At 42.0% G+C, this 15,810-nt stretch carries 13 protein-coding genes; 11 read left to right on the top strand and 2 right to left on the bottom strand.

What is annotated here, in order from left to right; translation table 11 throughout:
- From AB4232_RS04010 to AB4232_RS04000, 3 genes are all read left to right on the top strand, one after another.
- Window positions 1-477, top strand: a 477-nt coding sequence (locus tag AB4232_RS04010; protein ID WP_372086317.1) for a glycosyltransferase, incomplete at its 5' end; no start/stop codon positions are given.
- 135 nt (window positions 478-612) lie between these two features.
- On the top strand, window positions 613-1,515 hold the full coding sequence (locus AB4232_RS04005) for a glycosyltransferase family 2 protein (RefSeq protein WP_009847936.1): 903 nt from the start codon (window positions 613-615) through the stop codon (window positions 1,513-1,515).
- The gene (locus tag AB4232_RS04000; protein ID WP_371727267.1) at window positions 1,508-2,641 is read left to right on the top strand and encodes a glycosyltransferase family 4 protein; all 1,134 of its coding nucleotides are present in this window, start codon (window positions 1,508-1,510) and stop codon (window positions 2,639-2,641) included. Before AB4232_RS04005 ends, AB4232_RS04000 begins: the two co-directional genes overlap by 8 nt.
- Here AB4232_RS04000 and AB4232_RS03995 read toward each other — a convergent pair.
- Window positions 2,631-4,502: a polysaccharide biosynthesis protein gene (locus tag AB4232_RS03995; protein WP_372086313.1), complete on the bottom strand. Its 1,872-nt coding sequence runs from the start codon at window positions 4,500-4,502 to the stop codon at window positions 2,631-2,633. The genes AB4232_RS04000 and AB4232_RS03995 overlap by 11 nt on opposite strands.
- 172 nt (window positions 4,503-4,674) lie before the next feature.
- On the opposite strand from AB4232_RS03995, the gene AB4232_RS03990 reads away from it, so the two are divergent.
- The 3 genes from AB4232_RS03990 to gpmM all read left to right on the top strand — a co-directional run bounded on the left by AB4232_RS03990 (window position 4,675) and on the right by gpmM (window position 8,062).
- Window positions 4,675-5,619, top strand: a complete 945-nt coding sequence (locus AB4232_RS03990) for a UDP-glucose 4-epimerase family protein (protein WP_372086310.1) — start codon at window positions 4,675-4,677, stop codon at window positions 5,617-5,619.
- 113 nt (window positions 5,620-5,732) lie between these two features.
- A complete protein-coding gene (locus AB4232_RS03985; RefSeq protein ID WP_372086321.1) occupies window positions 5,733-6,281 on the top strand; it encodes a sugar transferase in 549 nt (182 codons plus the stop codon).
- 248 nt (window positions 6,282-6,529) lie between these two features.
- The gene (gene gpmM, locus AB4232_RS03980; protein WP_372086307.1) at window positions 6,530-8,062 is read left to right on the top strand and encodes a 2,3-bisphosphoglycerate-independent phosphoglycerate mutase; all 1,533 of its coding nucleotides are present in this window, start codon (window positions 6,530-6,532) and stop codon (window positions 8,060-8,062) included.
- Window positions 8,063-8,303: 241 nt separating this feature from the next.
- Here the strand turns inward: gpmM and AB4232_RS03975 are convergent, their stop codons facing one another.
- Window positions 8,304-9,638: an MATE family efflux transporter gene (locus AB4232_RS03975; RefSeq protein WP_372086305.1), complete on the bottom strand. Its 1,335-nt coding sequence runs from the start codon at window positions 9,636-9,638 to the stop codon at window positions 8,304-8,306.
- A gap of 215 nt (window positions 9,639-9,853) precedes the next feature.
- Between AB4232_RS03975 and AB4232_RS03970 the strand changes: the two genes are divergently transcribed.
- The 5 genes from AB4232_RS03970 to AB4232_RS03950 all read left to right on the top strand — a co-directional run bounded on the left by AB4232_RS03970 (window position 9,854) and on the right by AB4232_RS03950 (window position 15,810).
- Entirely contained in the window at window positions 9,854-10,144 is a 291-nt protein-coding gene (locus AB4232_RS03970; RefSeq protein WP_004733324.1) for a co-chaperone GroES, read from the top strand.
- 48 nt (window positions 10,145-10,192) lie between these two features.
- Window positions 10,193-11,839: a chaperonin GroEL gene (groL, locus tag AB4232_RS03965; protein WP_012603091.1), complete on the top strand. Its 1,647-nt coding sequence runs from the start codon at window positions 10,193-10,195 to the stop codon at window positions 11,837-11,839.
- 340 nt (window positions 11,840-12,179) lie between these two features.
- On the top strand, window positions 12,180-12,737 hold the full coding sequence (locus AB4232_RS03960; RefSeq protein WP_009847923.1) for a VC2662 family protein: 558 nt from the start codon (window positions 12,180-12,182) through the stop codon (window positions 12,735-12,737).
- Between the two features lie 382 nt (window positions 12,738-13,119).
- Entirely contained in the window at window positions 13,120-14,040 is a 921-nt protein-coding gene (gene cysD / locus AB4232_RS03955) for a sulfate adenylyltransferase subunit CysD (protein ID WP_017097237.1), read from the top strand.
- Window positions 14,041-14,094: 54 nt separating this feature from the next.
- Window positions 14,095-15,810, top strand: coding sequence for an SLC13 family permease (locus AB4232_RS03950; RefSeq protein WP_017097238.1), 1,716 nt, complete (start codon window positions 14,095-14,097; stop codon window positions 15,808-15,810).

The raw sequence follows: 15,810 nt of genomic DNA, 5'->3' as shown, positions 1-15,810 counted from the left end.
AAAGCTTTCTCTAATGTTAATAATTCTAAAGCTTTTTTGAGAATAGTTGATAATATGATAAATTTAGGACATAAGTCTTATCCGGATCATGTTGTATCTAGCATAAATAACTGCACTATAGTTCCTGGGTATAACCAAAATAATATTGATGATTTTTTTGAATCTATCGATGTGTTGTTATTCCCCTCAAGATGTAAAGAAAGCTTTGGTCTTACCGTCAGGGAGGCTATTGCTAGAAATGTTTGGGTTATTACTACTGATTCCGGTGGTGTTACAGAGTGTATTATTGAAGGAGAAAATGGGAATGTTATTCCATTTTCTTCTGATTCAAAGAAGTTAGAGAATGCAATAAATAATGTTATCACCCATTATGAGACGCTGAAGCTTGGAGATGATATTGACTTGCCTAAAGATTCAATCGCATATTTTAATGATCAAGTAGATAATCTTGATGGAATATACAAATTATACCTTTAATAATAAATGATCTGGTTGGGTTGAATTATATAATTTTTAACCCACTCCTTAATTGAGAAATTGTCGTCATTTTATTTTTCGGTTGTTATTAGTTGTGGTTATAATCAGTGTTTAAAATTAAATGATGATAAATTTATGCTTGAAAACAAAAAAGAAGTTTCTGCGATAATTATTACGTTCAATCCCGTCCAAGAAGAACTTAAGTTATTAGTCGACAAATTGAAGCTACAAGTTTCGAAAATTTATATAATTGATAATAATTCCTCTGTGCCAATAGATATAGATGACTCTGAACAAGTCGAAGTGACATTTTTATCGGACAACATGGGGATTGCATATGCTCAAAATATTGGTATTAACAAGGCATTAAATGAGGGTTTTATTGACTTTATTTTGTTTGATCAAGACAGTGTTCCATCTGAATCAATGGTAAAAGAGTTGTTTATAGCTCGACAAGCAGCTCAATTTGAAGGTCAAAGAGTTGCAGCCGTTGGTCCTGTTCATATAGATCAAGATACATTTTCTGAATGTTTGTTTATTCGTACATCTAGGTATAGTGTCAATAGGTTCTTGTCGAGTGATAGAAGTGAAAATACCTTTTCTCCATGTGACTTTCTGATAGCTTCTGGTTGCCTTATTTCAAAGGCTACGCTTGATGATATTGGTTATATGGAAGAGGGGCTATTCATTGATTGTGTTGATATTGAATGGGGATTTAGAGCGAAGAGTAAAAATTATGTTTGTATCGCTGCATTTAATGCGAAAATGTATCATAAGGTTGGCGGTGCTCCGTTGAAAGTTTTAGGTCAAAGCCTTACAACTCATTCCCCAGTACGTCATTATTACTATTATCGTAATTTTTGCCGTTTGCTACAAAGGGCATACATACCATTGAGTTGGAAAGTTTACACTCTTATAAGATCAAGCTTACAAGCACTCATTTTTTGTGTATTTCTCAAACCTAGGTTTATGCAATTTAGATGTATTATAAAAGGGGTTTTTCACGGTCTAACTAATCGAAGTGGCAAGTATGAGTAAAAAGATCGTTTACGTAATAAATGTTGATTGGTATTTTCGTCTTCATTGGTTGGAACGTGCAGAGTACTTCAAATCTTTGGGGTTTGAGATACATATTGTTAGCAACTTTTCAAATGACGATATTAAACATGAATTGGTTTCTAGGGGATTTATTTGCCATCAATTGTCGGTCAAAAGAAAAAGTGTTAATTTTTTTCGAGAGGTTTTTAGCGTTTATAATCTTAAGAAAATATTAGATGATATTCAACCTGAATTAATACATTGTGTAACAATTAAGCCTAACATATATACGGGATTGTTAAATAGAGTATTTTTTCATAAACCGATAATATATAGTGTGACGGGGTTAGGTGCAGTTTTTAGTTCTAACTCGATTAAATTTAATCTATTGAAACATATCATCACTACACTCTATAAGTGTATATCTATTTCTAAATCACGTTTCATTTTTGAAAATGGTGAAGATTATAAATTATTTGATGAAATTGGTGTGTTAAAATTCGAAAATGGTCGAGTTATCAAAGGTGCTGGAATTGATCTAGATCGCTTTTGTCCTTCAATGTCACCTCTAAATAAGAATGTATTATTCGGAGCTAGACTTTTGAACGAAAAAGGGTTGGCCTGCTTAGTCGAAGCAAAGCAGATTTTAGAAAACCAAGGTGTTGAATTTACGCTTAATGTTGCGGGAATTATTGATAGCGACGTTGCTTCTGCTATTCCTCTTTACCAGGTAGAGGCTTGGGCAAGCTCTGGTGATATTAATTGGTTAGGTAACGTGCAAAATATGCCTAAGCTAATAAAAGAAAACGATATAGTATGTTTGCCTACTACATATGGTGAAGGTGTCCCTCGAATCTTAATCGAGGCGGCCTCTTGCCAAAGAGCGATAATCACAACCGATGTCGTTGGTTGTCGTGAAATCGTATCTCATAATGTTAACGGTTTACTGGCGCAACCTGAAGATGCAATTTCACTTGCTAACTGTTTACGGGCATTGCTTGAGAGTGATGAAAAAATTCTTGAATTTGGCATTAAGGGGCGTCAGAAAGTTGAAACAGAGTTTTCTCAAGAAATGGTATTTGAAAAAACTCTAAGAGTTTACGATGAACTTGGTGTTATTCGTTAGTATTGGGTTTATACCCAGTTGGTGCATCCAATAGAATCCTCATAATGCATTCTTCATCAAAGTTATGGCAACATCCATCGAGTTGTTCCAAAAGTGGCTGCATTTCACTCCAATTCAACATTAGTTCTCTGGCTGTCATTATTTTTTGATGGCCGCTGCCTTCCACATTATCCCCAATCAAAAGCTCTTCATAGAGCTTTTCTCCTGGGCGTAAACCTGTGAATTTTATAGAGATATCGCCTTCTTGAGAGTCGCCTTCTACATTCTCTTGCATACCCATCAAATGAATCATGCGTTTTGCTAGGTCAAGTATTTTGACTGGCTCCCCCATATCAAGCACAAAAACTTGGCCATTGTGCCCCATAGCTCCCGCTTGGATAACTAATTGTGCCGCTTCTGGTATCAACATGAAGTACCGAATGATGTCAGGGTGAGTGACTGTTACAGGACCGCCACATTTAATTTGCTTTTTAAATAATGGAACAACCGAACCTGAAGATCCTAGGACATTGCCAAAGCGTACCATTGTGAAATTGGTGGTGTTTTGCTTATCGGCCAATGCTTGAAGAACCAGCTCAGCCATGCGCTTGGTTGCGCCCATCACGTTAGTTGGTCTTACTGCTTTATCTGTTGAGATGAGAGTGAAGTTTTTTACCCCTGTTTGGATTGAGGCTTCTGCGCAAGCCAGTGTGCCAAACACATTGTTACGTACGCCTTCAACAATATTGTCTTCAACTAAAGGGACATGCTTATAAGCTGCAGCATGATAAACGGATTCAATTCCATGTGCTGCCATAAGTTTTTCTAAGCGGTTTTGTCTCTGAACTGAGCCAAGAGCTGCGACGATTCGAGTCTCGCTTTTTAAGTTTGTTTTTGTCAAATTTAGTTCTTGGTCGATTTTATAGAGGTTGTATTCATTTAGCTCAAACAACACAAGTGTTTTTGGTTTCTGTGACATTATCTGACGACATAGCTCAGAACCGATAGACCCTCCGGCGCCAGTAACCATCACATTCTTATTAAAAATGTTTTGTGCTAAAAGTTCTTTGTCCGGGTCAACAGCTGCTCTTCCAAGTAGATCTGCAACATCAAGATCTTTCACGTCAGTTGCAGTTGCTTTACCCGCTGCTATATCTTCCACGGATGGTACAGATTGCACTGCGATTGGCCAGTGTGACAACTTTTCAACCAACCTTAAACGCTCACCTTTATTAATGCCATTAATTGCTAACAGGAGCTTTACGGGTTGGTAAAGTGATTGAAGATGTTCAAATTCACTTGGATGATGGACCTTTAGCCCAAACAAAATTTGACCTGATTTTGTTAGGTCATCATCAAGTAAAACTACTGGGTTGTACTCATCACCCTGAATCAGAGCATATGTTAAGTCACGGCCCGTAGCCCCTGCGCCATAAATAAACACATTGGGCTTTTGGCGCTTAAACCAGTGATAATAAATTGAACGGATAAGTATTCTGGGGCCACCTAGCGTCAGGGTAGCTAAGCCAGCATATATAAATGGGACACTTCTAGGGATGAACGACTGGAAAAAAAATCCGCTCATTATTAAAGCTAGGGTCGATATTATAACCCCAAAGAAGATGTTGCCAACGGCTGGTAGCATCATATAGCGTAGAACCGCTCGGTACATTCCTAATTTAACGAAGCTATAAATTGTGATTGAAACAGTAATAAAAAGAGTTATTAGCTCCTCTATTTCGACTGCAAAAAATGCATTTCCAAGCCTTAAGGCAATGGCTAAATAGAGTGAAATCACGATAGCGAAAATATCATAGCCAATACTGATGAAACGCTTGTTCTTGCGTTTGGCATTAAGCAATATATGTATTGGTCTGATCATGGTGTTCCTTAGCGAGCCACTGAGCTTCTTAAGTTTGATAGTTATAGTTTTTAGAATGTATTTTAATGTCGTTGAGTGCGGTAAGCTAGTTGTAATTGATTGTTATGTGTCACTCGGTACGTTTACTGTTAATATTGTTTGTTATTTGTTCTACTTTTAGGCTTTTTGCATTATGAGAATTGTAGTCACAGGCAGCACTGGTTTTGTCGGCTCAAGAGTTGTTGAGTTGGCAAGAGAGCGTGACTGGGCAGTCACTCCGGTTGTGCGTGAGCAAATAGATCCACTAACTAATAGCTTGGTTGTCCCTTCTATTGGCGCTTCTACTGATTGGTCGGGTTCATTCGAAGGTGTCGACTGTGTTGTTCACTGTGCAGCTCGTGTTCATCAAATGAATGAGATCGAACAAGATGCATTGATAGCCTATCGAGATATTAATACACTGGGTACATTGAACTTAGCGAAGCAGGCAGCTGATGCGGGCGTTAAGAGACTTGTCTTTGTTAGCTCGATCAAAGTGAATGGGGAGTTTAGCGAGCCCAATTTACCCTTTGAGCCGAATTTAAATAATACTCCTCAAGACCCTTACAGTTTGAGTAAGTATGAAGCTGAAGTAGAGCTGGCTAAGCTTTCAAAAGATACAGGGTTAGAAGTGGTTATCATCAGGCCGCCATTAGTTTATGGACCTGGCGTAAAAGCGAATTTTTTATCTATGATGCGTTTGATTGATAAAGGCATTCCGTTACCCTTTGGTGCTATAAATAACCAGAGAAGCCTAGTTTATTTGGATAATCTGTCCGATTTGATACTGACGGGTTGTGAACATCCTTTAGCTCCAGGGCATACTTTCTTAACTTCGGATGATCATGATGTATCGACAACTCAATTGATGCGAACTATCGCTCATGCTATGGGGAAATCACCGCGATTAATTCCAATCCCAATGTCTTGGATACAAGTTGGATCGTCAGCTTTAAATAAGAAACACATAGCTCAAAGAATCTGCGGCAACCTTCAGGTTGAGATAGGTTTGACGAAAGAAACCTTGGGATGGAAACCTCCTGTAAGTTTTGAACAAGGAATCCAAAGAACAGTAGAAGCCTATTTGAAGTCGCATTGATGCGTTTTAGGTAGCTTATGGCTTTCTTATTCATAAATTCTTCAGGTATCCTTTGTTGATTAGTCGTGCTTATAGCGGCCCGACGTTTTCAATCCAAGTTTGATAGGACATATATTTTGATTCGTTTGTTAGATTTCTTTTTTGCTTTCTTTGGCTTGTTGTTCCTATGGCCTGTATTTTTTGTTATTTGTATCCTTGGTTATTTTGATACGGGGTCGCCTGTCTTTTTTCAAACGCGCGTAGGTCGTAACAAAAAACCTTTCACCTTGGTTAAATTCCGCACAATGCCTGTCGAAACAAAATCTGTCGCGACTCATTTAGTTGGAGCGAGTTCAGTGACTAAGCTCGGTGGATTCCTGCGTAAAACCAAGCTTGATGAACTTCCTCAGCTGTATAATGTACTGAAAGGTGAAATGAGTTTAGTCGGCCCAAGACCATGTTTGTTCAACCAGCAAGAACTGATCGATGAAAGAGAGTTGAGAGGCGTACTAGCAGTTAGACCTGGTGTTACTGGATTAGCTCAAATCAATGATATCGACATGTCGACCCCCAAAATATTGGCAGAGTGGGATCAGCGTATGATTGGCGAGCTGAATACTAAACTGTACTTCCAATACATTTTTCAAACGATATTAGGAAAAGGTGCAGGAGATAGGGTGTGACGTATCACTTGTGGTGTGATTTCAACCTATTAGTAATCTAGATTCGTGCCTTAATTGCACTGCACCTGTAAGTTATCAGCGATATCATGTCGCTGACTTTATTCATTAAGTGACGCTTTTTTTCATATCCGATCATCCTACCTGCGACGTTTCTTGATCTTCCGCTACAGTTTTGACTGTAAACTGTAGTAAAATTACGCTAATTTGTTTTTATACCGATTTATTTTGAATTGAACGAGGTCAGTCCTATGTCAGCTAAGAAGCCAATGGCTCTAGTGATCCTTGACGGTTACGGTTACCGTGAAGACAACCAAGACAACGCTATCGCGAACGCTAATACACCTGTATTAGACGGTCTTATTGCTAACCAACCTAACACGCTAATCTCGGCTTCTGGCTTAGATGTAGGCCTACCTGATGGCCAAATGGGTAACTCTGAAGTGGGTCACACCAACATCGGTGCGGGTCGCGTGGTATATCAAGATCTTACTCGTATTACTAAGTCAATTTCAGATGGAGAGTTCGGCCAAACTGAAGCGCTAGTGAATGCGGTTGATAAAGCGGTGAAAGCTGATAAAGCAGTGCACATCATGGGCCTTATGTCTTCAGGTGGCGTTCACTCTCATGAAGATCACATCTATGCAGCTGTTGAAATGGCAGCAGAGCGTGGCGCAGAGAAAATTTACCTACACGCATTCCTAGACGGTCGTGATACACCGCCACGTAGCGCAGAAAACACACTTGCACGTTTCCAAGAGCTATTCGCTAAGCTAGGTAAAGGTCGTGTTGCTTCGCTTATTGGTCGTTACTACGCAATGGACCGTGATAACAACTGGGATCGCGTTCAAGAATCTTACGACCTGCTGACTCAAGCAAAAGCAGAGTTCACATTTGACACGGCAGTGGCTGGCCTAGAAGCGGCTTACGCTCGTGACGAAAACGATGAGTTCGTGAAAGCGACTGAAATTAAAGCGGAAGGCGAAGAGTCTGCCGCTATCGTTGATGGCGATGCGGTTATCTTCATGAACTACCGTGCTGACCGTGCTCGTGAAATCACACGTGCATTCGTTCCTGATTTCGATGGTTTTGCTCGTAACGTATTCCCAGCGATCGATTTCGTGATGCTAACTCAATACGCAGCAGATATTCCTCTTCTATGTGCATTCCCACCGGCTTCTCTAGAGAACACCTACGGTGAATGGCTATCGAAAGAAGGCAAAACGCAGCTACGTATCTCTGAAACAGAGAAATACGCGCACGTGACGTTCTTCTTCAACGGCGGTAAAGAAGACGAGTTTGAAGGCGAAGAGCGTCAGCTTGTTGCTTCTCCAAAAGTAGCAACGTACGACCTGCAACCAGAAATGAGCGCGCCAGAGCTAACTGAAAAGCTAGTTGCAGCAATCAAAGGCGGCAAATACGACGCTATCGTGTGTAACTTCCCTAACTGTGACATGGTTGGCCACACTGGCGTTTACGATGCAGCGGTTAAAGCGGTAGAGTCGCTAGACGAATGTCTTGGCAAAGTGGTTGAAGCAATCAAAGAAGCCGATGGCCAACTGCTTATCACCGCTGACCACGGTAACGCGGAAATGATGGTAAACCCAGAAACGGGCGGCATCCACACTGCACACACTAACCTACCAGTGCCACTTATCTACGTAGGTAGTAAAGACGTTGAGTTCAAAGAAGGCGGTAAACTGTCTGATCTTGCACCAACGATGCTTTCTCTGTCTGGTATTGATATCCCAGTTGAAATGTCAGGTGACGTGATCGTTAAGTAGTTACTGTTTTAGATAAATAGTTTTAACTTTCATCGAATACTAGAACGGTTGCACGCAAGTGTGGCCGTTTTTTTGTATCTGGAGTTTGAGGAATAGATTCTCGTTTACTCGCTACCTTCTTATCCCGTCATTCCAGAATTGAGGAACGAAATATCTGGAATCTTATGTTTAGTATAGCTTGTCATACATAAAGAGAGATTCCCTATCACGCTCGTCCCTCGCTGTAGGCAATAACAGAGAGTTATTTGCTAGCTTGAGCTCTCACACGAAGCGCAAACAAATACCCTGAAATGCCACCCATGATGTTCCCCAATGCTAAGCCGATAAACAACCCTTCGACGCCATCAATCTGGCTGCCGATCCAAGCGAATGGAAGAGTAAATACAAATAGGCGCATGAAGCTCCACTGGAAGGCTTTGAGTGGTTTATGCATAGCATTCATCGCGCTGATCAGCATCATTACAATCCCTTGGAATCCATAGCTAAACGGCACAACTAACAGGTAGTGCCACAAGATGCCTCGTACGGATTCTTCTTGAGAGAATAGAGCAGCCAAAGGAATGCTTAACGGCACCATCATTAAGAAAATCAAACCTTGGAACATCACCGCAAAGCGCATGCTTAAGAACAGAGCTTTGAAACTACGCTGTGGATTATCAGCGCCAAAGTTTTGCGCCATAAAAGGCGTGAGGGCAGAGGTTAAAGACATCAACACGATGATCAAAATCGATTCAATACGCTGGGCTGCACCGTAAGCAGCTATAGCTTCGGTTCCTTGTTTGGCTAACATCATCATGATAATAGCGCCAGCAAGTGGATTCAGAGCATTGGAAAGGGCGGCGGGTGTGCCGATGGTTAAGATCTGTTTCCAGTCATCGATGATGTTTTTTAGTTTGGGCGGAGCAAGCAGCTTTTCTCGTATGGTTAATACATACAGTGAGCCACACAACGCACCAAACCAACTGAATCCGCTAGCAATGGCTGCGCCTTGAATCCCTAGCTCAGGGAAAGGCCCGTAACCGAAGATCAGCAGTGGGTCGAGAATGCCGTTAATAAGGCCGGCTAGCATCATGATCTTGGCGGGTGTTTTGGTGTCGCCACTCGCTCGTATGGCACTGTTGCCTGCCATCGGAATAACAAGCAGCGGTATCGCTAAATACCAGACCGACATGTATTCAGATATCAGTGGCAGTAACTCAGGTTCAGCTCCTAACAGAGTAAACATAGGCTCTAGCGTGAAAAGCCCTAGTGTTGATGTAAAACCAACAAGCAGCACCGCAAGCAATAAACCGTGGCAGGTAAAACGAGCTGCATTTTGCGCGCAGCCTTGGCCAAGTAATCTTCCAATACATGTCGACAAGCCAATGCCTATACCCATTGTAATGCAGTTTATGGCGAAGGTGATAGGGAAGGTAAAGCTCACCGCTGCGAGTGCTTGTGTGCCGAGCAATGAGATAAAGAAAGTATCGACAAGGTTAAACATCAAGATCGCCACCATGCCGAAGATAGTCGGTATGGTCATGGTGCGTAGAGTCTGTGCTATCGGGGCCGTGAGAAGCCCATGCTTATCTTGCATGTAAAACGCCGTTGGAACTAAAACCGTAGGATAAACAGATGTGGGATACGAGTAAACGAAAAGCAAGGAAAGATGAGGGGTGAGAATCTGCTCTTTCGATCACAATTTTTTCTTTCCCCCCTTGGGTTCTTCCACATCGCCCCAACATACTCTTTAACCCCATGCCAATCGTGGCAATTATCATATTAAATGGAAATTATCAGGAGATACGACCGATGAATATCCGTCCTCTACACGACCGAGTTATCGTTGAGCGCCAAGAAGTTGAATCTAAATCTGCTGGTGGCATCGTTCTAACTGGTTCTGCCGCTGAAAAATCAACGCGCGGTACTATTCTAGCTGTTGGCAAAGGCCGCATTCTAGAAAATGGTTCAGTACAACCATTGGACGTTAAAGTTGGCGATACCGTTATCTTCTCTGAAGGCTACGGCACTAAAACTGAAAAGATCGACGGCAAAGAAGTTCTGATCATGTCTGAAAACGACATCATGGCGATCGTTGAGTAATCCGACCCATAAAACTGAACTGAATAAAGAATTTTAAAGGAAATTAAGATGGCTGCTAAAGACGTTAAATTTGGTAACGACGCACGTATTAAAATGCTAGAAGGTGTAAACGTTCTGGCTGACGCAGTAAAAGTAACGCTAGGTCCTAAAGGCCGTAACGTTGTTCTAGACAAATCATTTGGCGCACCAACGATCACTAAAGATGGTGTTTCAGTTGCACGTGAAATCGAACTTGAAGACAAGTTTCAAAACATGGGCGCACAAATGGTTAAAGAAGTGGCTTCGCAAGCGAATGACGCGGCGGGCGACGGAACAACGACAGCAACAGTATTGGCTCAGTCGATTATCGCTGAAGGCCTAAAAGCCGTTGCTGCTGGCATGAACCCAATGGATCTTAAGCGCGGCATCGACAAAGCGGTTATCGCGGCTGTTGAAGAGCTGAAGAACCTTTCTGTTCCTTGTTCAGACACGAAAGCTATCGCGCAAGTAGGTACTATCTCTGCGAACTCTGATTCGACAGTAGGTAACATCATTGCTGAAGCGATGGAAAAAGTAGGTCGTGATGGCGTTATCACGGTTGAAGAAGGTCAGGCTCTACAAGACGAGCTAGACGTAGTTGAAGGTATGCAATTCGACCGCGGTTACCTATCTCCTTACTTCATCAACAACCAAGAAGCCGGTTCTGTTGATCTAGATAGCCCGTTCATTCTTCTTATCGACAAGAAAGTGTCTAACATCCGTGAACTTCTTCCGACTCTAGAAGCGGTTGCTAAGGCATCTCGTCCACTTCTTATCATCGCTGAAGATGTCGAAGGCGAAGCGCTAGCAACTCTTGTTGTGAACAACATGCGTGGCATCGTTAAAGTGGCTGCGGTTAAAGCACCTGGTTTCGGCGACCGTCGTAAATCTATGCTGCAAGACATCGCTATCCTAACGGGCGGCACGGTTATCTCTGAAGAGATCGGCCTAGACCTTGAGAAAGTAACGCTAGAAGACCTAGGTCAAGCTAAGCGCATTACGATCACTAAAGAAAACTCAACCATCATCGATGGTGCGGGTAATGAAGACATGATCAAAGGTCGTGTTTCTCAAATTCGTCAACAAATCGAAGATGCAACTTCAGACTACGACAAAGAGAAGCTTCAAGAGCGTGTAGCTAAGCTAGCTGGCGGTGTTGCAGTAATCAAAGTTGGCGCTGCGACTGAAGTTGAGATGAAAGAGAAGAAAGACCGCGTAGAAGATGCACTTCACGCAACTCGCGCTGCTGTTGAAGAAGGTGTGGTTGCTGGTGGTGGTGTTGCACTTATCCGCGCTGCATCTAAAGTTGCTGGCCTTGAAGGCGACAACGAAGAGCAAAACGTAGGTATCCGTGTTGCACTACGTGCAATGGAAGCGCCTATTCGTCAAATCACTAAGAACGCAGGTGATGAAGAGTCTGTTGTTGCTAACAATGTTCGTGCTGGCGAAGGTAACTACGGTTACAACGCGGCTACTGGCGAATACGGCGACATGATTGCTATGGGTATCCTAGATCCAACGAAGGTAACGCGTTCTGCACTTCAGTTCGCAGCATCCGTCGCTGGTCTTATGATCACAACAGAAGCGATGATCACTGACAAGCCTCAAGATTCTGGCCCTGCAATGCCTGATATGGGGGGCATGGGCGGTATGGGTGGCATGGGCGGCATGATGTAATCATCCCCCTTTCTCGTAACAGAGAAAGTCATACATAAGCTTTAGAAAACGGAGACTTCGGTCTCCGTTTTTTTATGCTTTGAAATCGTCACTCCCGACAGCGAGGCATGAGCGTGATAGGGAATCTTTATCGTCTAGTTATAGAAACCTGACTGCCGATGGTTACTCTTGCCTCTCATGATATCCTCTGCTCAATATTGCTCTTTATGATTTTGGGTCTTATATTCAATGGTACAGTTATGACATTGATTTAACATGGATAGCTGTTGAGTGAAGGACAATAAATACTTTATTGAATATAGATTAATCAAGTCAACAATAAGTCAGTGGAGACTCCCCAATGAAAAAATTACTTTCAGTACTTGCTGTATCTGCAGCGGTAATGGCACCGGCAGCATTTGCTTCTTCGCCTGTTATGTTTTCAACAATTAATGGCTTCAACGCTCCGGATTCTGATGCGGTTGGCGGTGTACGTCTGGCTCTGCTTCACGGACAAGTCAATGACCTTAAAGGTGTCGACCTTGCGGTTGTTGGTATGTCTGAGACGCAAACTACGACAGGTGTGAATCTTGGTATTTTTGGTGCATCAAAAGTAAACCAAGAAATGACAGGTGCTTCACTAGGTTTCTTTAACTGGAATACAGGTAAAACAACAGGTGTTAACCTAGGTGCTGTTAACATTACTAATGATGTAAAAGGCGCGAACGTGAGTTTCGTAAACTACTCCGAAGGTAACACTATGGTGGATGTTGGCGCTGCGAACCTTTCAGAGGTGTCGACGGTTCAGGTTGGTATCTTCAACAAAACCAACAAAATTGAAGGAGTACAGATTGGTCTGATCAACTGTGCTGACAATGGTTTTTTCCCGTGCTTCCCAATTGTGAACTTTGCCAAGTAGAGTTATCGTTTTCATTTTTCACTCAAAATCACCTACTACTAGTAGGTGATTTTTCTACTACATATATTAAAGACATCATTAGACAGATACCTCTCTATCAAACTCTACCGTTAAACGGTTTCAATCATCTCAATTGCTTTACAGGTAGTAGCTTTTAAGTGACTTAGTCAACTTACTATCGAAAGGTTCGTTAAGCCTTTTGATGTTGAATCTAGGTTTGACTCTAAAAAGGGAAGCTTCGATTGTCTTGTTTTATTGTTTTCGCTTATGTTGGTATACTGTTGGCAAACAGATTTAATATCTAATCGAACTTTTTGTCGAATAAATACCCTTCAGTGCTTTAACTGAGGTAGAAACATTCAATAGATGTGGGAAACGTAACATGACAACGAAATTAACGCCGGAAAAGATGACACATCTAAAGCAATTGGAAGCTGAATCGATCCATATTATGCGTGAAGTCGCGGCTGAATTTGATAACCCGGTGATGCTGTATTCAGTTGGCAAAGATTCCTCAGTGATGCTACACCTTGCCCAGAAAGCTTTTGCTCCTGGTACTCCTCCCTTTCCTCTGATGCATGTTGATACTACGTGGAAATTCAAAGAAATGATCAAGTTTCGGGACTACATGGCTGATAAGGTTGGAATGAAGCTTATTGTTCACCAGAACCCTGAAGGTGTGGCTATGGGGATCAACCCTTTTGTGCACGGTAGTTCAAAACATACCGATATAATGAAGACCCAAGGCTTAAAGCAGGCTCTAGATATGCATGGTTTTGATGCTGCTTTCGGAGGTGCGCGGCGAGATGAGGAAAAATCTCGAGCGAAAGAGCGAGTGTACTCGTTTCGTGACGAACATCATCGCTGGGACCCTAAAAATCAACGACCAGAGCTATGGAATATTTACAACGGCAAGGTTAACCAAGGTGAGAGTATTCGTGTGTTCCCACTATCTAACTGGACAGAGCTAGATATTTGGCAGTATATCTATCTTGAAAATATTGAAATTCCGGGTTTGTATTTATCAAAACCTCGCCCTGTCGTTCAGCGTGATGGCATGTTGATTATGGTCGATGATGAGCGAATGAAGCTTAAAAAAGGGGAAGTGGCAGAAGAAAAAATGGTACGTTTTCGTACACTCGGTTGTTACCCACTAACCGGCGCTGTAGAATCTGAAGCTACGACGCTACCTGAAATTATTCAAGAGATGTTGTTAACGACTACTTCAGAGCGTCAAGGGCGCGCCATTGACCACGATAGCTCTGGTTCAATGGAGAAGAAAAAGCGTGAAGGCTACTTCTAATAACATTGACGATATTATATCGTCACTTTTGAATATAAATTGAGTTGTTTGAGCATGATTGTCACTGCGTGTGTCCTTATTGGATTGATTGCTGGTCTGGTCAGTAACCGTTTTAGAGCTAGCTATGTGTTTATTTTTTCAGTGACAGTGCTGTACGTTTCTGGTGAGCTTTCACAAGCCGTTATTTTCTCGAACGTCACTAACCGTTCTGTGATTATCTTATTATTGTTACTACTTTCTTCTCTCGCTCTAGAAAGGACAGCTTTGCTTAGTTGGGTGGCAAAAATGTTATCTCATCGTCATTATGGGCAATCGCTATTGCGTTTGGGAGCTCTGGGAGCACTAAGCTCTAGTGTACTTAACAATACCGCAGTGGTCGCTACTTTGATGGGGGGGGTTCTCAAAAATCCATTCCATGCTCCTAAGAAACTTCTGATTCCTTTATCGTACTTCTCTATTTTAGGGGGGACTCTAACCTTAATAGGAACTGCGACCAACCTTGTAGTTAGTGGTTTACTTGAAGACCAAGGCTATCCTGCGCTGACAATCTTTGCTTTTTTCCCTGTGGGGGTAAGTTTACTACTCGGTTGTGGTTTCGTAGTCATAATCGTTTCCAGGTGGCTTCCTGATGACCTTGTGAAAGTTGAGTCGTTAGGGGGATACTTCCTTGATGCTGAAGTCGAGAGCAGAAGTAAGCTCGTAGGTCGAAGTATATTAGAAAATGGATTACGATCACTCGATGGTCTTTTCTTAACTGAAATTATTCGAGATAAACAGTTGATAACCCCTGTATCACCGAGTGAATTGGTATTTGCAGGAGATAAACTGGTATTCAGTGGTGATGTTTCAGAAGTTAAACAACTGGCCTCTTTTGATGGCCTTAAGCTGTACGTTGAAGATGAATTCGAGTTAGGTAAAAACTTAGTTGAAGTCTTAGTGAGCCCTGAATCTGTATTGATAGATAAAACTTTAAAAGAGGTTGAGTTTCGTTCTCGTTTTGATGCGGCAGTGGTAGCGATCGCTAGGCAAGGAAAGCGGCTTTCTGGCAAGCTTGGGGAGTGTGTTATTCAAAGTGGTGATAAACTGATTCTTGCTGTCGGGGATGACTTTAAAAAACGCCCAAATCTAACTAGAAACTTTTTTCTATTAAGTGATAAATCGCTTAAAAGTCCCTTATCATTCACTCAAAACCTATTGGGTATTGTCGGTTTTATTTTATCCATTGTCTTAGCTGCGTGTACCAGTTTAGACCTTGTTGATACATTGTCTGGGTTCTTGCTCTTATCTTTGACGAGTAAAATCATTGATGGAACTCAATTAAGGCGACGTTTCCCGTTTGAGTTGTTGATTATTCTAGTATCAGCTTTGTGTGTCGCCAGTGCGTTTTCTAGCAGTGGTCTGGCATTGGCATTAACTCAAGTCTTTGAATCTGTAGCTGGACAACTCCCTCCCATTTGGGTGCTAGTTGGTATATTGGTGTTAACCGTTATCTTAACGGAGGTTATGACCAACACAGCAGCTGCAGCGATTATGTTGCCTATTTCTCTGGCATTAGCATCGACATTCCAGATCGAGTATTTACCGTTAGTGATGGCGGTGGCCTATGGTGCGAGTGCATCCTTTATCAGTCCTTTTGGTTATCAAACTAACCTTATGGTGATGAGCGCTGGTGGCTATACTTTTATAGACTTTTTTAAAGTCGGTTGGATAGTTACCGTCACTTACATTGTAGTTGCTGCCATTGTTATTCCGATGGTGTTCCCATTTTAG

Source organism: Vibrio sp. 10N.286.46.A8 (assembly GCF_041470165.1).
GTDB classification, from domain to species: domain Bacteria; phylum Pseudomonadota; class Gammaproteobacteria; order Enterobacterales; family Vibrionaceae; genus Vibrio; species Vibrio tasmaniensis_A.
This window is presented reverse-complemented; position numbering and strand designations above follow the sequence as displayed.